Below are 23,051 nucleotides of genomic sequence, written 5' to 3' on the forward strand. Positions count from 1 at the left end.
CAACAACACACTAACTCGCTGCGACACTGACAATCACGGAAGAAGCAATGGCTAATAATACAAAAACTCTTTATGAGAAAATCTACGACGCTCATGTGGCCGTCGAGGCGAAAGGTGAAAACCCAATCCTTTATATTGATCGCCACTTAGTTCATGAAGTTACCTCCCCTCAAGCATTTGATGGTTTAAGAGAAAAAGGACGAAAGGTTCGTCAGTTAGGCAAAACGTTCGCCACTATGGATCACAATGTCTCGACAACCACAAAAGATATCAATGCCTCGGGTGAAATGGCACGTATCCAGATGGAAACGCTAGCAAAAAACTGTCAAGAGTTCGGCGTCACCCTGTATGACATTAATCATAAATATCAGGGTATTGTCCATGTCATGGGCCCTGAACTAGGCATCACATTACCAGGAATGACCATTGTTTGTGGCGACTCTCATACCGCCACTCATGGTGCATTTGGTTCTATAGCGTTTGGTATTGGTACTTCTGAAGTTGAGCACGTTCTCGCTACCCAAACTCTTAAGCAAGCTCGCGCTAAAACCATGAAGATAGAGGTTCAAGGTAAGGTTGCTGATGGTATTACTGCCAAAGATATTGTTTTAGCTATTATAGGTAAAACCACCGCTGCTGGCGGAACAGGATACGTAGTAGAGTTCTGTGGTGAAGCGATTACTGATCTCTCTATGGAAGGAAGAATGACCGTATGTAATATGGCCATTGAGTTAGGAGCAAAAGCGGGATTGATCGCTCCAGATCAAACCACATTTGACTATATAAAAGATCGTAAGTTTGCACCAAAAGGTGCCTCTTGGGATGCTGCGGTCGAATACTGGTCATCACTGAAAAGTGATCCTGACGCAGAGTTTGATCACGTAGTGACACTTAACGCTGCCGACATAAAACCTCAAGTCACATGGGGCACCAATCCAGGCCAAGTTATCGCGGTTGATACTCCGATTCCATCTCCTGATCAGTTTAGCGATCAAGTTGAAAAAGCATCTGCCGAGAAAGCATTGGCTTACATGGGTCTAGAAGCCGGTAAAATGCTGTCTGACTATAAAGTAGATAAAGTATTTGTGGGTTCGTGCACCAACTCTCGTATAGAAGATATGCGTGCTGCGGCGGCAATAGCGAAAGGCCAGAAAGTAGCCGAACATGTTCAAGCTCTAATTGTTCCGGGTTCAGAGCAAGTGAAGGCCCAAGCTGAACAAGAGGGGTTAGATAAAATCTTCATTGCCGCGGGTTTCGAATGGCGATTACCCGGTTGTTCTATGTGTTTAGCCATGAACAACGACCGACTTGGGCCTCATGAACGTTGCGCTTCAACCAGTAACCGTAACTTTGAAGGACGCCAAGGAAGAGACGGACGTACCCACCTTGTTAGCCCCGCAATGGCCGCAGCCGCAGCAATTGCTGGACATTTTGTTGATATCAGAACGTTGCAAGCATAAGGAGCAAATCAATGTCAGGATTTAAAAACCACACCGGCTTAGTTGTTCCTTTGGATTTGGCGAATATTGATACCGACGCCATTATTCCAAAACAGTTTTTGCAAAAAGTAACGCGTCTTGGATTTGGTCAGCATCTTTTTCATGATTGGCGCTTTCTAGATGATGCAGGAAAACAGCCTAACCCTGAATTTGTTATGAACCAACCTCGCTATGATGGCGCATCTATTCTGTTAGCAAGAGAAAACTTTGGCTGTGGTTCTTCGCGTGAGCATGCGCCTTGGGCATTAGCGGATTATGGAATAAAGGTGATGATAGCTCCGAGCTTCGCGGATATTTTTTATGGCAACTCAATCAACAACCAGATGATCCCTGTACGTCTTACAGAGCAACAGGTTGATGAGATTTTCACCTTTGTTGAAAATCACGATGCCGCCGAAATCACCGTTGATCTAGAGTCTATGAAAGTTGAAGCTAATGGCAAAACTTACTCATTTGAAATTGACGATTTTCGTCGTCACTGCTTACTAAATGGTTTGGATAATATTGGCTTAACACTGCAACACGAAGAAAAAATAGCTCAATACGAAAACGCTATTGCTGACTTTATGCAGTAATAGCCTCTAACCGTTTACTGTCGGCTCTTTTATTCGTGAGAGCTGACAGTCATTCCACTGATTTTCCCTCTCAAACCCTATCATTATAATAATATGAAAGAAATATAGCTTATCCTCTGTCTATATGTTCACAATATGTGCAACAACTTATGGCTCAAATATGGCTCGCTTACTGATATTATTTTTTACTCTGCTTCCTAGTGTGGTTTTTTCCGCGCCAAAGTCTGATTTATGGGACTATTGGAATAGTCACGATCCACTCAGCTCTATCGTGGTAGACCATCAAGCATGGCAAAACTTCTTAGATCGCTATCTAGTGAATGAAGGGGAATATAGTTTAGTTCGCTATCAAAACGTAACTAAAGATGATAAGCAACAGCTTAAAGGTTATATCGCAGACCTTGCTGCGATTCCCCCTAAAACGTTAAATAGAGCACAACAATATCCATATTGGGTCAACCTTTATAATGCGATAACGGTTGATGTCATTCTTGCCAATTACCCACTGAAGTCCATTACTAAACTTGGCGGAATATTTAGCTTTGGCCCTTGGGGTGACGAGGTCGTAGAAATAGATGGAAAAGCGTTAACACTCAATGATATTGAACACCGAATTTTACGTCCTATCTGGAATGATCCTAGAACACATTACGCCGTCAATTGCGCCAGTTTAGGCTGTCCAAACCTACAAGAGAAAGCCTTTACCGCGACCAACAGCGATGCACTATTAACAAAAGCGGCAAATGAATTTATTAATAGTGACAAAGGTGTCTTAATTACAGATAAGAAAAGTCAGCTCTCTTCAATTTATGAATGGTTTGCTAGTGATTTTGGCGGAGAAGAGAATGTACTTGAGCATTTAAAACAGTACCGCTCCGATCTGCCTAGTACACTCAATAATATCGAGTACCACTATGACTGGTCGCTCAACGAAATAAAGAATTAATAAAAAACTAAGCCGGTAGAATACTCTTGACTCTTCTACCGGCTACATCATTCACTATTGATCGCTTGCTCTGTTACTTAATCCCTTTCTCTTTTTTGATTACATCGTAGGCAGACTGAATTTCTTGCGCTTTTTGCTTAGCAACTTCCATCATTTCTGGCGGCAAGCCTTTGGCCACTAACTTATCAGGGTGATGCTCGTTCATTAATTTACGATAAGCTCGCTTAATCTCTTTCGACTCTGCATTATTACTAATACCGAGAACTTTATAAGCATCATTAAGCTGATCAGCGGTCGTCGCCTGCTGCCATGCTCCACCTTGTTGTCCTTGCCAATCGCCACCACCTTCTCGTCTAAAGCGGTAGGCGGCTTCTTGCATCTGTAATCGCTGATCCAATTGCTGAGGAGAAAATCCTAACCCTTTCGCGATGGCATGCAGAACATTTCGCTCTGTCGGATGCAACTCGCCATCCGCGAAAGCAGAGGAGATCTGTAACTCCAAGAAAAATTGCAATAAATCAAATCGGCCTGCCGCTGAAATTCGCACTTTTTCCAACGTTTCGTTCAACGGAAAATCTGAGGATTTACCATCACGAAAGGCATTTTGAGCGGCTTTTCGTTGCTCACCATGTAGATTCATCTTATCCATCATGATGCTGGCTAACTGAATTTCTTCTTTGGTCACTTGGCCTTTTGCTTTCGCTACGTGCCCCATAACCGCAAATGCAGCCTTAAAAAACTCAGCCTGACGTTCTGCTTGATTGGGTCCACCAGAGAAAGCACTAGAGGCGCGAAACCCGGCCTGACTCAACCTTCTTGCTTTATCAAATTGATGTCCAAGAAAAACACCAAACAGAGCACCAAATGGTCCTCCAAACAGATAACCGAAAAATAAACCTAAAATCTTGCCAAAAATGTGCATTATTGTGCTCTCAACTATGAATTTTTTGCCGTCTATCGATGTCAGATAGTGTCTGTCGCCGCAAATTCCTTTATTATAAGGAACGTTTTTTTCCAGATTGGGTCTATTTGACCTCTGACTGAATCAAGTTACACAGGATAGTTAAACTCGATGCTACTTTTTCCTCGCACTCTTCTCGCTACATCAATAAGTGCTGCTATGTTAGTGCCAGTTACTCATGCAGAAACTCCTGAACCTAATAGTGTGCAGGAAATGCCCATGTCAGATCAATGCTTGATTCCTGACTCATCACCAAAAAATAACAATGATATCCCCATTGTGGTCGAAGCGAATGCCCTTGAAGGTATAAATGGCGACAAAGCGACCTATGAGGGTGATGTGGTCGTTGTACAAGGAAATAAACGCATTACCGCTGATAAAGTCACCCTTCATCAGAAAGATGATACCGTGGTTGCTGAAGGTAATGTGAGTTTTTCCGACGGTCAGGTTAAAACAATATCTGATAAAGCGACAACCAATTTGACAACCAGTGAAGCCACTTTAGAAAAAGCTAAGTACCAGTTTCTATGTGATGCTGGTCGCGGTGAAGCGGAAGTTATCTATCGTTCAGGCAAGAAATTTTATGAACTTGAAGATGGATCTCTTACCTCTTGTCCCGAAGGGGACAACTCTTGGCGGTTAACTGCATCATCCATAGAAATAGACCAAGAAGAAGAGGAAGCGACCTTTTTCAACCCGAGAGTTGAGATTGCTCAGATCCCCGTTTTCTATCTACCCTATTTAACGGTTCCGATTGGTGATACCAGAAAAACTGGATTTCTCTACCCCGGTTTCTCGCTAGATACACGAGACGGTTTTAGTTTCACTGCACCAATATATTGGAATATTGCACCAAACTACGATCTTACCACGACGTTTAACTATATGGAGAAACGTGGTACTCAATTAGAATCCGAGTTTCGTTATCTTACAGTTTTAGGTGAAGGCACACTGGATTCTGAATACCTAGCAGATGATAGAGCGCATCCTGATGAAGGGGCTCGATGGGGCTATAACTGGCGTCACACAGGCATCTTCTCTGAAGCATGGAAAGTGGATATTAACTACTCAAAAGTCAGCGATATAAGCTACTTTACTGACTTAAGCTCCAGCATAGGTAGCCGAGAAGATGGTCAATTATTGCAATCAGGCGAAGTCTCTTATCGTTCCAACAACTGGGACAGCACATTAAGAGTACGTGACTTCCAAGTATTATCAGCAGATAGTACCCCTTACCGTTTGATGCCACAATTTGCTTTTAACTATTACGCACCGCACTTCTACTCTAATCTGGATTTTAATTTTAAAAGTCATGTTAGTCGATTTGAAACCGACAACACTGAAAACCCGTCAGCCACTCGAACCCATTTAGAGCCAACGTTAGCTTTACCGCTGACAACAACATGGGGTTCAATCACCACTGAAGCCAAACTGTATCAAACCTACTACCAACAAGATTTAGATGGTGTGCCTCTCACTGGTGTGAACAAAAACTTGAAAGAGAAAGCTTCACGAACAGTGCCTCAGTTGAGAGTCCACACGGGTATTGTTCTTGAAAATGAGAATGGCCTGTTCCAAGGGTACACCCAGACGCTTGAGCCTCAAGCTCAATACCTTTATGTAAAAGATGTTGAACAATCAGATATCTATGCCGGTTATGACACCACTGAACTGCAAACGGATTACCATGGTTTATTCCGTAGCCAAAAATTCAGTGGCGTGGATAGAATATCCCCTGCAAACCAGATAAGTTATGGCGCATCATCTCGTTTTTACGATAGCAACTATCGTGAAAGAATGAACATCTCATTTGGTCAAATAATCTATATCGACGACTCTTACAACAACACCATTTCAAGTGAAAAGACCTCGTCATACTCTGCCTGGGCACTAGAGACTGAATTTAACTATGATGATCGTTACTTCTACCAAGGTGGATTCCAGTACGATACTGCCTCATCAGATGTCCAATTAGCGGACAGCACACTGGAATATAAGTATGCCAAAGGCTTTAGCCAGTTAAGCTATCGCTACGTATCTCTGGACTATATTAGTAAAAATGTTCAGTTTTCTAATAACGATGATATTAACAAGTACACCCGAAAAGGCATCAATCAGGCAGGCTTTATCACCGGATATACCTTTAATCCTAAATGGCGTTTTAATGGTCAATACTTTTACGATTTAAACGAAAGTGTCGATCTGGAATGGCTAAGTGGCTTAACTTATCACAGCGATTGTTGGTACATTGGTATGTCATACAGTAACCAACTTTATAGCTGGCCTGAGATCGGGGTCGGGGATCCTCAGTATCAGAAAAAATTCAGTGTGAATTTTGGTATTACTGGATTTGGCTCTAATCTATCGTCTAATCAGTTGGGGCTTGATAGCTCTAGTGCTTCACTGGGTTATGGCCGCCCATTCTATTTAAATAATTAATGATTTTGGATACATCAATGAAAATGTGGAAACACGCTCTATTCGCTTTATCTTGTTTAATGCCTGCTATCGGGTATACCGCACCAGTAGAGTTGGACGGTGTTGCCGTTATTGTTAATGATGGCGTTATTTTAAAAAGCGATATCAACGGTGCACTTAAAACCTTTAAGAGCAATGCCGAAAACCAAGGACAAGAACTACCTGACGCCTCTATATTACGAGAGCAGGTAATTGATAAATTAATTTTAGATACCATTCAGTTTCAAGAAGCAGAACGTTTAGGTATTCGAATTGATGACAACCAACTTGATCGTGCACTACAGAATATTGCTAAAGAAAACAATAAGTCACTTGAGCAGTTACGTGCTTCGCTAAAAGAAGATGATATTGCCTATGCTGATTTTCGTGAGCAGATACGCAAAGAGATCGCTATCTCTGAAGCAAGAAATGCGCTTGTTCGCAGAAGAATCAATATCTTACCAGCAGAAGTAGACACCTTATCAGGACAGCTTTCACAGCAAAACAATGCCACTGTTGAGTATAATATCCAGCACATCCAACTCAAGTTTGATGATGGAGTAGATAAGCAGGCGATTGAAACCCAAGCAAATAACATTGCTGAGCAGTTAAAGCAAGGTGATGACTTTTCTAAGATGGCAATCACTTACTCCAATGGCCCAAAAGCGCTAGAAGGGGGAAACTGGGGTTGGATGAGAAAAGAAGAGATGCCAACTATTTTTGCTGATCAAATCACCACCCAAGGAGCAGGCTCAATCATTGGTCCTTTTAGAAGTGGCGTTGGCTTACATATCCTGAAAATAGAGGGAGTTAAAGGTCTGGAGACCGTTGCGGTCACAGAAGTAAATGCTCGACATATTTTGATTAAAACGTCGGTAATTCTCAGTGATGAAGGCGCTAAGCGAAAACTAAATAACTACATTGAGAAGATCAATTCTGGTGAAAGCGATTTTGCACAATTGGCCACTCAATACAGCCAAGATCCTGGTTCTGCCGCACAAAATGGTGAGTTGGGCTATCAAACACCAGAGCTATATGTTCCAGAATTCAAACATCAAATTGAAACACTACCGATTGGTGAAATCAGTGAACCTTTTAAAACCGTTCATGGCTGGCACATTGTAGAAGTACTCGATCGCCGTGAGGTTGATAAAACCGATTCTGCACAGAAAAACAAAGCTTATAGAATTCTCTTTAATCGTAAATTTAATGAAGAAGCATCCACTTGGATTCAAGAGATGAGAGCAAGTGCCTTCGTTGAATATCTCAACGATGACAATAGTGCAGAATAACAGTGATCGACACAACTATGATAAATAACAGTAAAAAAATCATCGTAACGGCGGGCGAACCCGCCGGTATAGGCCCCGATCTCGTTCTCGCTCTATCTCAACATAATTGGCATCACCAAATTGTTGTCTGTGCCGACAAACAATTACTGGCTCAACGAGCAAAAGAATTAGCTATTGATGTTGAGCTCATAGACTACCAGAGAGATATGCCAACAATACCGCAGCAAGCAGGCACGCTAATTGTTGATCATATTGCGACAGCGCAACCCGTTGTTGCCGGACAATTAAATGAGAACAATGGCCACTATGTTCTTAAAACGTTAGAAAGAGCAACATATGGCTGCATGGACGGCGAGTTTGACGCAGTAGTTACCGGTCCGGTTCATAAAGGCATAATTAATCGGGCAGGTGTTGCGTTTAGTGGTCATACTGAATTTTTTGCCGAGAAGTCAAACACTCCTCTAGTTGTCATGATGCTGGCTACAGAAGGATTAAGAGTGGCATTGGTGACAACCCATCTGCCTCTTAATTATATTTCAAAAGCCGTTACAGCAGAGCGTCTAGAGAGTATAATCCGCATCCTTCATAGCGATTTAGTCACTAAGTTCGCTATTAAACAGCCTAAAATATTTGTTTGTGGACTCAATCCACATGCGGGTGAAGATGGTTGTTTGGGAGATGAAGAGATAAAAACCATTACACCAACTCTGAACAAACTCAGAGATGAAAGTGGTTTTGATATTGTAGGTCCACTTCCCGCAGACACAATTTTTAACGAAAAGTATCTGCAACAAGCTGACACTGTATTAGGTATGTATCACGACCAAGTGCTGCCAGTTTTAAAATACAAAGGCTTTGGACGTTCAGTTAATATTACTCTTGGTCTACCCTTTATAAGAACATCTGTTGATCATGGTACTGCACTAGATCTAGCAGCAACAGGGCAAGCGGATACAGGAAGTTTCCAAACAGCTCTACAATACGCAATTGAATTAGTTGAGAAGAAAAAATGAGAAATGATGTCCACTTAGGACACAAAGCGCGTAAACGTTTTGGTCAAAACTTCCTAAATGATCCATATATTATTGATGGCATCGTTTCTGCTATCAATCCAAGACCCGGACAAAACTTGGTCGAGATTGGTCCCGGCTTAGGAGCCATTACAGAGCCAGTAGGAAAAGAAGTCGATAAGTTCACGGTTATTGAATTAGACCGAGACCTTGCTGAGCGCTTACGTAATCACCCTGATTTAGCTTCAAAACTCACCATACACGAAGGTGATGCGATGAAGTTCGATTTTACTCAACTGGTTAAGCCAAACAACAAACTGCGCATATTTGGAAATTTGCCTTACAATATTTCTACGCCACTCATGTTTCACTTATTCGAATTTCATAAAGAAATTCAGGATATGCATTTTATGTTGCAAAAAGAAGTCGTTAATAGACTTGCAGCAGGACCGGGTACGAAAGCGTACGGACGCTTAACGGTTATGGCACAGTACTTCTGTAAAGTAACCCCAGTACTAGAGGTACCACCGACCGCATTTGTGCCGCCACCAAAAGTAGATTCTGCGGTTGTACGACTCTCTCCTTATGAAGAGTTACCTCACCCAGCGACCAGCTTGAAGTGGCTGGACAAAGTATGCCGAGATGGTTTTAATCAACGCAGAAAAACCGTAAGAAATTGCTACAAAGGCTTGCTGGATACTGAGACGTTGGAGAGCTTAGGCGTCAACCCATCAATGAGGCCAGAAAACTTAACACTTAAGCAGTTTGTCGATATGGCAAACTGGTTAGACGCAGACAGATAACAATCGAAACGTAATGAGGTTAACATGGATGTTACTCAGCCTTGTGTAAAATGTCAGGTTCATAGCAAGTATATAGCCGAGCAATCTCAACCAGATAAGAACCGCTATATATTCGCCTACATCATTACAATTAAAAACCTCAGCAATCAACAAGTTCAATTGATGGAGCGACGTTGGGTCATTACAGACTCTAACGGAAAGCAGCTAACGGTAGAAGGGGAAGGAGTGGTCGGACAGCAACCTATTATTGACGCATACGATGAATACACCTATACCAGTGCAACAGCCATTGAAACACCAGTAGGCTCCATGCAAGGGCTGTATGTTATGCAAGATCAACATGGCGAAGAGTTTAACTGCGTTGTAGAGCCATTTAGCTTAGCCATTCCCAATATACTTAATTAGCGATCACACTGTTAATCAGCGCTTAATCAAGCAACACACTTACCAGCAGATAGAGAGATACTGTGGCGAACTATATAGTCGGAGATATACAAGGCTGTTTCGATGAATTACAGCAACTACTAAAAAAAGCCGATTTTTCGCCAAAGCATGACACTATATGGTTTGCCGGAGATTTAGTCGCTCGAGGCCCTAAATCGCTAGAAACACTTCGATTTGTAAAGTCCCTTGGTCGCTCAGCCATTACTGTACTAGGTAACCACGATCTGCACCTGCTTGCGATTTCGTTAGGGATCCACCCTGCGAAGAAAAAAGACAAAACCGGAAATATTTTCTCTGCCGACGATAAAGACGAGCTAATGGATTGGCTTCGTAAGCAGCCTTTAATGGCTGAGCATGATGATTTTGTCGTCTGTCATGCAGGTATTTCACCGCAGTGGAATTTAAAACGAGCTCGGGCAGCTGCACAGGAAGTAGAAGAGATTCTAAAAGGTGACAATTGGCCAGCGCTTATTGCAGAGATGTATTCAAATACTCCAGATCTCTGGAGTAACAAGCTACAAGGTATTGAACGCCATCGCTATATCATCAACGCCTTTACCCGAATGCGATACTGCTTTGCAGACGGGCGTTTAGATATGCTCTGCAAACAACCTCCCAGCGAGATCAATAAAGATGAGCTGATTCCTTGGTTTAAAATTAAAAATAGGAAAAAGGTAAAGAAAACGATCTTATTTGGACACTGGGCTGCACTAATGGGCTGTCAGCGCAAAGACGTCATTGGATTGGACACAGGTTGCGTTTGGGGAGGCGAACTCACCATGATTCGCTGGGAAGACAAAACCTTTTTTACTCAACAAAGCTTACAGAAATAGTGTGTGACAACAGAACGTCGACACACACTCTCCATCGTATGCAGTAAACCGAGCTACTTCTTATCTAGAATAGTAAATCTCATATCGTAGCGATTTTTCTCATCCGCTTTATAGCACTCAGAGAAACTCTCACTCCAACTTTCTCCCCAGTCTGGAAATTGGGTATCACCGTTAACGTCCAAATCAATATGCGTCAAATAAAGTCGTTCTGCTTGTGGTAAACACGCTTGATAAATGGATCCTCCGCCAATAATCATCACTTCTTCAGCATCTCTAACCTGTTGAAAAGCATCTTCTATTGAAGCCACCATCATAACGCCATCAAATGTTAAATTAGCATCGCGGCTAATAACAATGTTATCTCTTCCTGGAAGTGGTCGCCCGATGGATTCAAACGTTTTTCGTCCCATAATGACAGGCTTACCTAAAGTACAACGTTTAAACCAAGCAAAGTCAGCGGGTAAATGCCAAGGCATTTGGTTATCGATACCAATAATGCGATTTTTGGCCATCGCAGCGATCATACTAATTTTCATTCACTTACCCTTTTCATTGACTCTAGCCGACAAATTGTCTTATCAAATTCCATCATACTACGGGACGACGACGGTAAAATAGCAGACCAGGCATTGCTAAACCAATCGCCAAACCCGCTATCATAAACATGGCTTTCAAAAAGTTTTCCATCAAAATAGACAGTAATTCAGGCGTGTAGCCTAAATGATTGATCTCCACCAGAGCAATCATAGCTTTAAAGGCATACACCCCGGGAATCATAGGAATTAATGCGGCGACAGTAAATACTTTTGGATGAGCTAAAAACTTATGAGACCAGTGCACACCAATCATACCGACCATTGTCGCGGCAAAAAAAGTCGCCCACTCAATCGGAATACCAAATTCCATCATCATAAACCGTGCGCCGTGTCCTAATGCGCCACCAACCGCGCAATAAATGAGCGCCTTTTGTGGAACATTAAAGACCAATGCAAACCCCACCGCTGGGATAGCGGCAAAAAACATATCGTTTATCAGTGCGAGTAATATTTCCATTAACTGACCCATCCCCATACACCCGCTAATGTCATTGCACCAACGATACCCAAGGAAGTCGCTAACGTCAGCATGCTCCCCATAACAAAACGCGCAATACCCATATTGATATACCCTTTAACAATGTCAGAGACAGAGTTAATCAAAGGAAAACCTGGAACCAACATTAATACCGACGACGCCATGGCGATAAACGGCTGATTGCCAATATCATAAATAACCGCCTGAGCAGAGATCAATGTCGTCACAAATGCAGTAACAGCGAAATTAAGCAGTGGATTGAAATGACGATGACCGATCTCTTGCCTAACGATCATACCGATAGAGGAAGCTAAAAATGTGACAGAAAAGACTGACCAATCTCCACCAGCTAAATGACTAAAACAGGCACACGATAAACCAATCATCACCACCACTAACCAACGGTTATACCGTTCTGGGTTTATTTGATTGAGACGGTTCGCCGCAAGAGCAGCGTTAAGCACGCCCTTTTCCATCATGATACAGATGCGTTGAATTTGGGTTATCACACGCATATTAATACCACGATCCGCACAGCGTCGCGTGGTTGTCATACAACGATCGTCAATAAAGGTCGTCACAACTAACGAACTCGCAGACAAGGAGACTTCAACCTCGTCCGCTCCTCCAGCTTTCCCCATACGGCACATAATATCATTGACCAAAGTACTCTCTGCACCATGAGCCAATAACATCTGTCCCGCTTGTGCGACCAATCGTGACAAGGTTCTCTGCTTCTCTTCCTGAGCTATTTGCTCTTCCATTAAGCCTCCCAACTCTCTGCACTTAACCAACTAATTTACTAACCTAGTTATCTAATTTAAACCGATGGACTCTATTCACTCTTCAGTCAATACAGAATCCTAATTCCATGAAAAGAAAGCGACCTGAGGATCAAACGCAAGTGGGCTAAGAGAACCATTTTCTAAGCGCTCCGGCTCTCTTAAGCGATTCGCCAATTCGAGTTCATACTGACCAGATAAGCCGTGCTTTAGGTTAAATAACCGATTGATTATATATAAATAAAAATAAAAAAACCGCAATGGATTATTGCGGTTTTTATCAATCTTATTTATCAGTCACGAACGTAGATAACGTGGCCGTCATCTTCATCGTCGTCATCCCAATCATCATCCCAGTCGTCTTCAGTAACCACATCTTTTCCAGACATCGCATCTTTATGATAATCATCCCACATAAAGTCGACTTTCTCTTCTTCAGACTGTTCTATCTCTTCTCTCGGAAGTGATTCCATAAAGTCAGCTAATTTGTAGCAAAGCTCTTTGGTACCTTGCTTATTCACAGCTGAAATTTTGAAGTAGCGATCTTCCCAACCTAGCGCTTCTATGATCTCATTGATCTTCTCATCAGCCTCTTCTTCAGGCATCAGGTCTGTTTTGTTAAATACTAACCAGCGCGGCTTTTGAGATACTTTTTCACTGTATTGCTCTAACTCGTCGATTATTGTTAGTGCATTTTGTACAGGATCACTGCCATCAATTGGCAAGATATCGATCATATGCAGCAATACTCGACAGCGCTCTAAGTGCTTTAAGAAACGGATGCCTAAACCCGCGCCATCAGCAGCACCCTCTATAAGTCCCGGAATATCCGCAACCACAAAACTCTTTTCAGGAACCACACTCACAACCCCTAAACTAGGAATAAGAGTCGTAAACGGATAGTCCGCTACTTTTGGCTTCGCTGCTGAAACAGAACGAATAAATGTTGATTTTCCAGCATTAGGCAGACCAAGCATACCGACATCAGCCAATAACAGTAGCTCCAAACGAAGTTCTCTAACTTCACCTTTTGTGCCTAAGGTTTTTTGACGAGGAGCACGGTTAACTGAAGATTTAAAGCGTGTATTGCCTAAACCATGCCAGCCACCTTTTGCGACCATAATTTTTTTGCCATGCTCGGCGACTTCGCCAACCACTTCATTGGTATGAATATCAACAGCTCGTGTACCTACGGGTACTTTCATGACGATATCCTGGCCGCGCTTACCTGTGCAATTACCACCGCTGCCATTTTTACCACGCTCAGCAGCATAAAAACGCTGAAAACGATAATCGATAAGTGTATTTAGGTTTTCGTCAGCGAGAATGTAGACATCACCACCATCACCACCATCACCACCATCAGGGCCGCCTTTGGTTATAAACTTTTCACGCCAGAAGCTAACAATGCCACTACCGCCATCACCCGCTTCTACTTTAACAACTGCTTCATCAACGAATTTCATTTTTTACTCCACACAGGGGGGCAGTATCACTCTCTTTTGATACTGACCAATCATTTCAGTTATTTGATCCACAAATAATCTGCCATGATCTAGATAACCTAATTTTAGCAGATCCAAACACCAATCAGATCGATCACCTGAGATCCAATGCTATCTGCCTAATAAAACATAAAGAAAGAGACGCGAATAGTATCTCTTTCTTTATGCTTTTGGTCTGTTTCAATAAAACCCAGCTCATATAAAAAAAACATCCTCCGGCATAGCCGGAGGTTTTTCATATGCGCCTATAAGGCTCTCCTACTGGCAGCGCCCTAACAGGCGCATAATGATCTGACATTTGCATATTACTGTTACTTGCGACCCGTAAACGGGCTACCTGAATACGGGATCGACAATTGCTCTCCCATTTTATCCTGCTCTAGTTGATGCTTTATGTAATCTTGTATCTTGCGGGTGTTTTTACCAGCTGTATCTACATAGTACCCTCGACACCAAAATTCTCGGTTTCTGTACTGGAACTTCATGTTTCCAAACCGCTCATATAGCATCAAACTGCTTTTTCCTTTTAAGTATCCCATAAACGATGAAACACTCATTTTGGGCGGTATTTCTAAAAGCATATGGATATGATCTGCACAACACTCTGCTTCAATAATGTTCACATTTTTCCATTCACATAGCTTTCTTAATATCTCTCCTATAACCCTTCGCTTTTCTCCATAGAACACTCGTCTTCTATACTTCGGTGCGAAGACTACATGATACTTACAATTCCAGCGCGTGTGCGCTAAGCTCTTTTCGTCCCCCATTGGGACCCCCTTTCAATTTTTGTTTAACTCTTGTAGTTGCCAGACCACAAGGTGTTTTTAACAAATTGAAAGGGGTTTTATAACTGACTTATAGCTGTAAGCTTAACGGAACCCCCAGCCTAGCTGGGGGTTTTCTATATACAATAAAAAACCCCGCCTAATCGGCAGGGCTTTTAAATTCAGCGTGAAACCAAATTACTCAGTTTCAATGCTTACGAACTTACGGTTTTTAGGACCTTTAACTTCGAATTTCACTTTACCTTCAGATAGAGCGAAAAGAGTATGGTCTTTACCGATACCAACGTTAGTGCCAGCGTGGAACTTAGTACCACGTTGACGAACGATGATGTTACCCGCTAGAACTGATTCACCACCGAAACGCTTGACACCAAGACGTTTACTTTCTGAATCACGACCGTTACGAGTAGAACCGCCAGCTTTTTTGTGTGCCATTGTATATCTCTCCTAACCGAATTAAGCGCTGATGCCAGTGATTTTCACTTCAGTGAACCACTGACGGTGGCCTTGTTGTTTACGAGAGTGCTTACGACGACGGAACTTAACGATTTTAACTTTATCGCCACGTCCGTGCTTAACCACTTCCGCAGTTACTTTACCGCCCTCAACAAGAGGTGCACCAACAGCGATTTCTTCGCCATTAGCAACCATAAGAACAGTATCGAACTCAACTGTTGCGCCAGTTTCAACGTCTAATTTTTCTAAACGAAGGGTTTGACCTTCGCTTACTCGGTGTTGTTTACCACCAGATTGGAAAACAGCGTACATTTTTTACTCCGCTTTTTCCGCACAGCCTTTTGCTATCAAATTCAAGCATTTCGGGTGTGCGCTAAACTAATCATCAATAGGGCGCAGATTCTACGTGAATGAACGTCCCATGACAAGCCATATTTTTAAAAAATTGGCGAAATGCTAATCGCCAATGGAAAGTGGGAGGATCATGCCTACGAATTATGTATTTATCAATGTTTTTTAGTGTAAAATCTATCAAAAATTACAATCACTAAAGCCTTATATAGGTTAACCTCAGCCGGAACTAACATGGATTTTAAAGCTATCCAAGCGCTTACAGCCAATGATATGGCAAAAGTAAATGAGATAATTCAAGCTCAACTTAACTCTGAAGTCACTTTAATTAACCAATTGGGCTTTTATATTGTCAGCGGTGGCGGAAAACGCCTGAGACCGCTTCTGGCGATTCTTTCTGCCAAAGCATTAGGTTACCAAGGAAAAGATCACACAATGGCCGCAGCTTTTGTTGAGTTTATCCATACCGCAACCCTTCTTCATGATGACGTAGTTGACGAATCGGATATGCGCAGAGGAAAAGCAACCGCCAATGAAGCGTTTGGTAATGCAGCAAGTGTATTAGTGGGCGACTATATATACACCCGCTCCTTCCAGATGATGACCAGCTTAGGATCTTTAAAGATCCTCGCGTTAATGAGTGAAGCAGTAAATGTCATCGCTGAAGGCGAAGTTCAGCAGTTGATCAACTGTAATGATCCTGATACTAGCGAAGAGAGCTATATGCAGGTCATCTACTCTAAGACCGCAAGACTATTCGAAGCCGCGACCCAAATTGGTGCGATATTGACGGACTCTTCAGAAGAAATAGAAGTCGCCTTACAAAACTACGGTAAATATCTTGGCACAGCATTCCAGCTTATTGACGATGTACTCGACTACACCGCGGATGGTAAAGAGATGGGCAAAAATGTTGGCGATGATCTGGCCGAAGGAAAACCTACTCTGCCTCTATTATACGCAATGAGAAATGGCAACGAAGAACAGCAACAGGTTATTCGTGAGGCGATAGAGAAAGCAAACGGTATGGATAAGCTGGATTACATTCTTAAAGCAATGGAACAAACAGGCTCACTGCAATACACCACCGAACTGGCTTATAAAGAAGCAGATAAAGCCATTGCTGAGCTGTCCGTCGTTCCTGACTCTGAATATAAAGAAGCCTTAATCGCTCTTGCACATTTGGCGGTTAAGCGAAATAAGTAGTAATAAATAAGCAGAGAACAAAACCAAAAAAGGTCAGACTATAAGCAGTCTGACCTTTTCTTTTAGATGGTAGATATTATTTCGCGAACTCTTCGCCTTTAACAATATCGCCGTTTAGAGTATCCATCATGCCATCAAGAGCATCTTTTTCAAATGCACTTAGCTCACCGTAGCTAAGTACTTCTTCAACGCCCTCTTTGCCTAATTTAACTGGCTGAGCAAAGAAACGAGTATGGTCTCCAGGGCCTTCAACATAAGCACACTCAACAACGTTCTCTTCGCCATTTAGTGCTTTCACCAATGAGATACCAAAACGACATGCCGCTTGACCCATTGAAAGTGTTGCAGAGCCACCGCCCGCTTTTGCTTCAACAACTTCGGTACCTGCATTTTGGATACGAACAGTCAATGCTGCAATTTCTTCATCGGTAAACTCTACGCCTTTAACTTGAGACAGTAGAGGAAGAATTGTCACACCAGAGTGACCACCAATAACAGGAACACGAATGTCACCTGGATCTTTATCTTTTAGTTCTGCAACAAACGTTTCTGAACGGATAACATCCAGAGTCGTCACACCAAATAGACGACGCTTGTCATATACACCCGCCTTCTTCAACACTTCTGCTGCAATAGGTACCGTTGTGTTTACTGGGTTAGTAATAATACCCACTAAAGCTTTTGGACATACCACTGCAATTTTTTCTGCCAAAGATTTAACGATGCCAGCATTCACATTGAACAGATCAGCACGATCCATTCCAGGCTTGCGAGCAACACCAGCAGAGATAAGAACAACATCTGCGCCTTCAAGGGCAGGTGATGGGTCTTCACCAGCGTAACCTTTGATAGAAACAGGCGTAGGGATATGGCTTAAATCAGCAGCGACACCCGGTGTTACAGGTGCAATATCATAAAGGGCTAAATCAGAACCAGCTGGCAAGCGATTTTTAAGTAATAAAGCTAATGCTTGTCCAATGCCTCCTGCGGCTCCAATAACGGCTACTTTCATAGTAGTTCTCCTTGAGATTTTAAGATTAAAGTTTGTGTAGGGTTTCTAATTCTTTTGTTTTACTTGCATAAGAAGAAATTAAATGAATCATGGTTTGATTACAATTAATTAACGTCAGCTTTGCGACGTCGCGCACCTCATCTAGTACGTGCTACAAAAGTCGCATTGAAATCTGAACCTTAGCTTGAAATACTATTGTAACAATTATGTTACGCAATCACGATTAACGAGTTGTCTGATCAGTGACAGGGGCAACAAATTTATGGTGAATATTTGCTGAAATTGCAACTAATGTGAGAAAATGCAAAAACCTCATTATTACCATTGAAACTATCGATCATGCGCAATACAGATAAACAAGATAATTTAGTTAGAGCCTTTAAAGCACTGCTAAAAGAAGAACGCTTTGGATCTCAAGGTGAAATTGTTGATGCCCTCAAACATGAAGGTTTTGAGAATATCAACCAATCCAAAGTCTCTCGAATGCTGACTAAGTTTGGTGCTGTTCGTACTCGAAATGCAAAAATGGAAATGGTTTACTGCCTCCCTGCAGAACTAGGTGTGCCAACAACATCTAGTCCACTACGTGAGTTGGTTCTTGATATCGACCACAACAATGCAATTGTAGTTATCCATACTGGGCCAGGAGCTGCCCAACTTATCGCTCGTTTACTTGACTCACTAGGTAAATCAGAAGGTATTTTAGGCGTCGTTGCAGGTGATGACACTATCTTCATTACGCCGACACTTAACGTTACCACCAAGCAACTATTTGATTCGGTTTGCACACTGTTTGAATACACCGGATAGAGCAAAAAAAGCGATTTTTCTTACAATTCAGAACTTCGTTTTTATTCCGTGATCAAATTCACAGAATCAATAATCGCTTTACAGAAATCAGTCATTTAAATAAGTGACTGATTTTTTTAACATTATTAACAAATTATTTCCTATATTAGACCTTAGTAGCCCAGTTGTTCCTCCTATCGATTCACGCTTTCATATAATTTCATGCCATTTTTTTGCTATTATGCGGCCACTTTTTCAAGATATGGATTGAAAAAGATGCCGTTTCCAAACAGGAAACTCCTGCATTTACTATGCTTAGTAAACAACGACGTATAGCTCGCTGCGGGGTTCACAATGAATATAAGGAAGGAAAGTTCATGGCATTTAAAAAATTTGTCCAAGTTGGCGCAATTGCCGCCGCAGTAATGGGAGCTGGAGCTGTTTCCGCTCAAGATTTCATTACCATCGGTACCGGTTCAGTAACTGGTGTCTACTACCCAACAGGTGGTGCAATTTGTAAGCTAGTAAATAAAGGCCGCAAAGAGCACAACATTCGCTGTTCAGTAGAATCAACTGGCGGTTCTATCTACAACATCAACACTATTCGTGCTGGTGAACTAGATTTTGGTGTTGTTCAGTCTGATTGGCAGTTCCACGGATACAATGGTTCAAGCAAATTTGAAGCTCAAGGTCCGTACAAAAAACTTCGTTCAATGTTCTCTCTTCACACAGAACCATTTAACATCATTGCTCGCGCAGATTCTGGTATTAACAACGTTGCTGATTTAAAAGGCAAACGCGTGAATATTGGTAACCCAGGTTCGGGTGACCGCGCTACAATGGGTGTTGTTATGGATGCATTTGGCTGGACCAATGATAGCTTTAAACTCGCTTCAGAGTTGAAAGGATCTGAGCGTTCACAAGCTCTTTGTGATAACAAAATTGACGCATTTATCTACATGGTTGGTCACCCAAATGGATCAATCAAAGAAGCAACAACCTCTTGTGATGCAAAACTTGTATCAGCAACAGGTGCTGAAATTGATAAAATCGTTTCACAAAACCCATACTATGCATACACATCTCTACCAGCAGGAACTTACCGCGGTACAGAAGGTGAAGTGAACAGCTTCGGTGTAGCAGCAACTATGGTAACAACAACTGACGTTTCTGACGAAGTAGCCTATAACCTAGCTAAAGCTGTTTTTGAAAACTTTGATACATTCAAACGTTTACACCCAGCCTTTGCTAACCTGAAAAAAGAAGAGATGGTAAAAGCAGGTCTTTCTATCCCTCTTCACCCAGGTGCAGAAAAATACTACAAAGAAGTTGGTTTACTTAAGTAATTGATTTATCAAATTATTGCTTATACTAAGGAGGCTAACGCCTCCTTATCAATTTATAGTAAGAGCAAAATAGCCGCTCTATAACACCATAATATTTTTCAGATTCTTCAACATTTAGTTTTATTCACAGCCAAAACAAACACGATAATTTAAGCGATACTGACAGGTCTATCCTAAAATTATCTATAGTTAATTTTTAAGTAATTTTGGTTTTCGGATAAACGACCATCAAATATAAGGATAAAGTACATGACGCAGACAACCAAACCGTCTCCCGATGTGCAAGAAATGGTGGCACAAGCTGACACTGGAGCCAGAAACCCTGCCGGTATCTCTGGACGTATTTTATGGTTTGTCCCACTTTGCTGGTCACTATTCCAACTTTGGTATGCCTCTCCGCTACCGTTTATTTTTGATTTTGGTGTCCTTAATGACACCCAAGCGCGATCTATTCACTTAACATTTGCTATTTTCTTAGCATTTACTGCCTATCCAGCGTTATCCAACTCCCCGAGGGACAAAGTTCCACTCATTGATTGGGCTCTAGCGCTTGCGGGTAGTTTTTCTGCAGCGTATATCTACATATTTTACGCCGAGCTCGCTGACCGTTCTGGTGCACCAACCACTCCGGATATTGTTGCTGCTGTTATCGGTATGATACTGCTATTAGAAGCAACACGCAGAGCTTTAGGGCCACCACTGATGGTGGTTGCTGCTGTATTCCTAACTTATACCTTTGCTGGCCCATACATGCCTGATGTTATCGCGCATAAAGGGGCAAGCCTAAATAAGGCCATGTCGCACTTATGGTTAACCACTGAAGGGGTATTCGGTGTTGCATTAGGCGTATCAACCTCGTTTGTATTTTTGTTTGTACTATTTGGTGCCATGCTAGAACGAGCAGGTGCCGGCGCTTACTTTATAAAAGTCGCATTTTCACTACTTGGACATATGCGTGGTGGCCCAGCAAAAGCTGCTGTTGTCGCTTCAGGTCTATCCGGCTTAGTTTCAGGTTCTTCCATTGCAAACGTAGTGACCACTGGTACCTTCACCATTCCGTTGATGAAGCGAGTTGGTTTCCCGGGAACCAAAGCGGGAGCTGTTGAAGTCGCCGCCTCTACAAATGGTCAGCTAACACCACCAATTATGGGAGCCGCAGCTTTCTTAATGGTGGAGTATGTCGGTATTTCCTATGTTGAAGTAATTAAAGCCGCCCTACTTCCTGCGTTAATTTCTTATATCGCTTTACTCTATATTGTTCACCTAGAAGCTTGTAAAGCAGGGATGACCGGTCTTCCTCGTCGTCATACACCTAAGTTTATTCATAGCTTGTTGTCTTTCAGTGGCACCATATTGGGACTGTGTGTAATAAGTGCCGCTGTATATTACGGTGTAGGTTGGACTAAAGACGTATTTGGTGCAGCAGCAACCCCAATTGTGACTGTCGCTCTGTTACTGGCATATATTGCTCTGGTTCGCATCTCTGCGGCTTACAGCGAGCATGCTCAAATGTCTATCGATGAAGAACTCATCGAAGTACCTGACGCAGGGCCAACCATCAAATCAGGTTTACATTTCTTACTGCCAATCGTGGTATTAGTCTGGTGTCTAACCGTAGAGCGCTTCTCACCAGGATTATCCGCTTTCTGGGCAACGGTATTTATGATCTTTATTTTGATCACTCAACGTCCGTTGTTGGCCTTTTTTGCTAAAGAAGGTGATTTAAAAACGGAGATAAAACGAGGATTTATCGACCTTTCTGAAAGCTTGGTTTCAGGTGCTCGTAATATGATCGGTATCGGGGTAGCAACCGCAGCGGCAGGAACCGTTGTTGGAGTAGTCACCTTAACGGGAATCGGCTTAGTGATGACTGACTTTGTCGAGTTTATATCCGGTGGTAGCGTTATTCTGATGTTATTGTTTACCGCCGTAATTAGCTTGGTTCTTGGTATGGGTTTACCCACTACCGCCAACTACATTGTTGTCTCAACGCTAATGGCCCCAGTCATTGTGACTCTTGGTGCTGCTCACGGGTTAATAATTCCGTTAATCGCCGTTCACCTATTTGTCTTTTACTTCGGTATCTTGGCGGATGACACGCCACCTGTTGGTCTGGCCGCTTTTGCTGCCGCAGCAATCGCAAAATCTGATCCAATAAGAACCGGTATTCAAGGCTTCACCTACGATATCCGAACCGCGATATTACCGTTCATGTTTGTTTTCAATACCCAGTTATTGATGATGGGCATTGATACTTGGTGGCACTTGCTGCTGACTGTACTGTCAGCCACCTTGGCGATGTTGATATTCTCAGCAGCAACACAAGGTTGGTGGTTCACTAAAAACAAATGGTGGGAAACGCTATTACTTCTTGCTCTCACCTTCACCTTCTTCCGTCCCGGTTTTTGGTGGGATATGCTTTATCCTGAAAAAGAACTTCATCCAGGAGTTGAGATAGCTCAAATTACTGAAAATCTCGATGTGGGACAATCACTTGAACTTCGTGTCTCTGGTGAAAACTTAGAAGGTAATTATCTAGAGAGAACGGTACTGTTACCATTTGATGATCATGCTGAAACAGCGGATGAACGGATATCTTCGATGGGGCTAATGCTACTAGAATCAGACGGCAAAATGATTGTCGATATGGTCGAGTTTGGTAGCCCTGCAGAGTCCGCAGGTATCGATTTTGATTGGGAGATTCAGTCTGTAATAATAGATGCAGAACGCCCAATGAAAGAGTGGGTATTTTTACCTGCAATGCTATTGCTCATTGGTCTAGGCTTTAATCAGAGACGTCGCGCAAGTAAGGATGAACTTCGCGCGTAGAAGGGGTTGGAACCAATAGTAACGATATTGGTTCCGCTATTTTACCGGAAAGGGATGCTTTAGAGCGAACCGCTCTTCCCCCCCATAATGAGA

22 protein-coding genes are annotated in these 23,051 nt (G+C 42.4%); 13 read left to right on the forward strand and 9 right to left on the reverse strand.

Going from position 1 to position 23,051, the window contains the following annotated elements:
• The first annotated feature begins 47 nt into the window (after nt 1–47).
• From leuC to CHJ_RS13100, 3 genes are all read left to right on the forward strand, one after another.
• Nucleotides 48–1,460, forward strand: a complete 1,413-nt coding sequence (gene leuC, locus CHJ_RS13090; protein ID WP_317917884.1) for a 3-isopropylmalate dehydratase large subunit — start codon at nt 48–50, stop codon at nt 1,458–1,460.
• An 11-nt stretch (nt 1,461–1,471) separates the two neighbouring features.
• Nucleotides 1,472–2,074 (forward strand): 3-isopropylmalate dehydratase small subunit, encoded by a 603-nt coding sequence (gene leuD / locus CHJ_RS13095; RefSeq protein WP_317917885.1) that lies wholly within the window; start codon nt 1,472–1,474, stop codon nt 2,072–2,074.
• Between the two features lie 160 nt (nt 2,075–2,234).
• A complete protein-coding gene (locus tag CHJ_RS13100; protein WP_317917886.1) occupies nt 2,235–3,020 on the forward strand; it encodes a DUF547 domain-containing protein in 786 nt (261 codons plus the stop codon).
• A gap of 73 nt (nt 3,021–3,093) precedes the next feature.
• Here the strand turns inward: CHJ_RS13100 and djlA are convergent, their stop codons facing one another.
• Nucleotides 3,094–3,942 carry a co-chaperone DjlA gene (gene djlA / locus CHJ_RS13105; RefSeq protein ID WP_171754810.1) on the reverse strand — a complete coding sequence of 283 codons (849 nt, stop codon included), beginning with the start codon at nt 3,940–3,942 and terminating at the stop codon, nt 3,094–3,096.
• Nucleotides 3,943–4,092: 150 nt separating this feature from the next.
• Between djlA and lptD the strand changes: the two genes are divergently transcribed.
• The 6 genes from lptD to CHJ_RS13135 all read left to right on the forward strand — a co-directional run bounded on the left by lptD (nt 4,093) and on the right by CHJ_RS13135 (nt 10,820).
• Entirely contained in the window at nt 4,093–6,420 is a 2,328-nt protein-coding gene (gene lptD / locus CHJ_RS13110) for an LPS assembly protein LptD (protein WP_317917887.1), read from the forward strand.
• Between the two features lie 17 nt (nt 6,421–6,437).
• Nucleotides 6,438–7,730, forward strand: a complete 1,293-nt coding sequence (gene surA, locus CHJ_RS13115; protein ID WP_317917888.1) for a peptidylprolyl isomerase SurA — start codon at nt 6,438–6,440, stop codon at nt 7,728–7,730.
• 17 nt (nt 7,731–7,747) lie between these two features.
• Nucleotides 7,748–8,743, forward strand: coding sequence for a 4-hydroxythreonine-4-phosphate dehydrogenase PdxA (gene pdxA / locus CHJ_RS13120; protein WP_317917889.1), 996 nt, complete (start codon nt 7,748–7,750; stop codon nt 8,741–8,743).
• A complete protein-coding gene (gene rsmA / locus CHJ_RS13125) occupies nt 8,740–9,543 on the forward strand; it encodes a 16S rRNA (adenine(1518)-N(6)/adenine(1519)-N(6))-dimethyltransferase RsmA (protein WP_171754234.1) in 804 nt (267 codons plus the stop codon). The genes pdxA and rsmA overlap by 4 nt, the downstream gene beginning before the upstream one ends.
• Before the next feature lie 24 nt (nt 9,544–9,567).
• Nucleotides 9,568–9,948, forward strand: a complete 381-nt coding sequence (gene apaG / locus CHJ_RS13130; protein WP_317917890.1) for a Co2+/Mg2+ efflux protein ApaG — start codon at nt 9,568–9,570, stop codon at nt 9,946–9,948.
• A 62-nt stretch (nt 9,949–10,010) separates the two neighbouring features.
• The gene (locus CHJ_RS13135; protein WP_317917891.1) at nt 10,011–10,820 is read left to right on the forward strand and encodes a symmetrical bis(5'-nucleosyl)-tetraphosphatase; all 810 of its coding nucleotides are present in this window, start codon (nt 10,011–10,013) and stop codon (nt 10,818–10,820) included.
• 53 nt (nt 10,821–10,873) lie between these two features.
• On the opposite strand, the gene folA is transcribed toward CHJ_RS13135, so the two are convergent.
• The 7 genes from folA to rplU form a co-directional block, all read right to left on the reverse strand.
• Nucleotides 10,874–11,356, reverse strand: coding sequence for a type 3 dihydrofolate reductase (folA, locus tag CHJ_RS13140; protein ID WP_317917892.1), 483 nt, complete (start codon nt 11,354–11,356; stop codon nt 10,874–10,876).
• Between the two features lie 52 nt (nt 11,357–11,408).
• Complete coding sequence (locus CHJ_RS13145; protein ID WP_171754230.1) at nt 11,409–11,891, reverse strand: threonine/serine exporter family protein; 483 nt, start codon at nt 11,889–11,891, stop codon at nt 11,409–11,411.
• On the reverse strand, nt 11,873–12,658 hold the full coding sequence (locus CHJ_RS13150) for a threonine/serine exporter ThrE family protein (protein WP_317917893.1): 786 nt from the start codon (nt 12,656–12,658) through the stop codon (nt 11,873–11,875). The genes CHJ_RS13145 and CHJ_RS13150 overlap by 19 nt, the downstream gene beginning before the upstream one ends.
• Nucleotides 12,659–12,969: 311 nt before the next feature.
• Nucleotides 12,970–14,142 (reverse strand): Obg family GTPase CgtA, encoded by a 1,173-nt coding sequence (cgtA, locus tag CHJ_RS13155; RefSeq protein ID WP_317917894.1) that lies wholly within the window; start codon nt 14,140–14,142, stop codon nt 12,970–12,972.
• A 350-nt stretch (nt 14,143–14,492) separates the two neighbouring features.
• Nucleotides 14,493–14,951 carry an IS200/IS605 family transposase gene (tnpA, locus tag CHJ_RS13160; RefSeq protein ID WP_317917278.1) on the reverse strand — a complete coding sequence of 153 codons (459 nt, stop codon included), beginning with the start codon at nt 14,949–14,951 and terminating at the stop codon, nt 14,493–14,495.
• Between the two features lie 195 nt (nt 14,952–15,146).
• Complete coding sequence (gene rpmA, locus CHJ_RS13165) at nt 15,147–15,404, reverse strand: 50S ribosomal protein L27 (protein WP_171754227.1); 258 nt, start codon at nt 15,402–15,404, stop codon at nt 15,147–15,149.
• Between the two features lie 21 nt (nt 15,405–15,425).
• Entirely contained in the window at nt 15,426–15,737 is a 312-nt protein-coding gene (gene rplU, locus CHJ_RS13170; RefSeq protein ID WP_171754226.1) for a 50S ribosomal protein L21, read from the reverse strand.
• A 273-nt stretch (nt 15,738–16,010) separates the two neighbouring features.
• Here rplU and ispB point away from each other — a divergent pair, with 273 nt between their 5' ends.
• Complete coding sequence (ispB, locus tag CHJ_RS13175) at nt 16,011–16,982, forward strand: octaprenyl diphosphate synthase (protein WP_171754225.1); 972 nt, start codon at nt 16,011–16,013, stop codon at nt 16,980–16,982.
• A gap of 76 nt (nt 16,983–17,058) precedes the next feature.
• On the opposite strand, the gene mdh is transcribed toward ispB, so the two are convergent.
• Complete coding sequence (gene mdh / locus CHJ_RS13180) at nt 17,059–17,994, reverse strand: malate dehydrogenase (RefSeq protein ID WP_171754224.1); 936 nt, start codon at nt 17,992–17,994, stop codon at nt 17,059–17,061.
• A gap of 339 nt (nt 17,995–18,333) precedes the next feature.
• Between mdh and argR the strand changes: the two genes are divergently transcribed.
• The 3 genes from argR (at nt 18,334) to CHJ_RS13195 (ending at nt 22,958) form a co-directional block, all read left to right on the forward strand.
• Nucleotides 18,334–18,804 carry a transcriptional regulator ArgR gene (gene argR, locus CHJ_RS13185; RefSeq protein ID WP_171754223.1) on the forward strand — a complete coding sequence of 157 codons (471 nt, stop codon included), beginning with the start codon at nt 18,334–18,336 and terminating at the stop codon, nt 18,802–18,804.
• 356 nt (nt 18,805–19,160) lie between these two features.
• Nucleotides 19,161–20,129: a TAXI family TRAP transporter solute-binding subunit gene (locus tag CHJ_RS13190; protein ID WP_171754222.1), complete on the forward strand. Its 969-nt coding sequence runs from the start codon at nt 19,161–19,163 to the stop codon at nt 20,127–20,129.
• 249 nt (nt 20,130–20,378) lie between these two features.
• On the forward strand, nt 20,379–22,958 hold the full coding sequence (locus CHJ_RS13195; protein ID WP_317917895.1) for a TRAP transporter permease: 2,580 nt from the start codon (nt 20,379–20,381) through the stop codon (nt 22,956–22,958).
• Nucleotides 22,959–23,051: the final 93 nt, after the last annotated feature.

It is taken from the genome of Vibrio sp. MACH09, assembly GCF_033238805.1.
Lineage (GTDB): Bacteria > Pseudomonadota > Gammaproteobacteria > Enterobacterales > Vibrionaceae > Vibrio.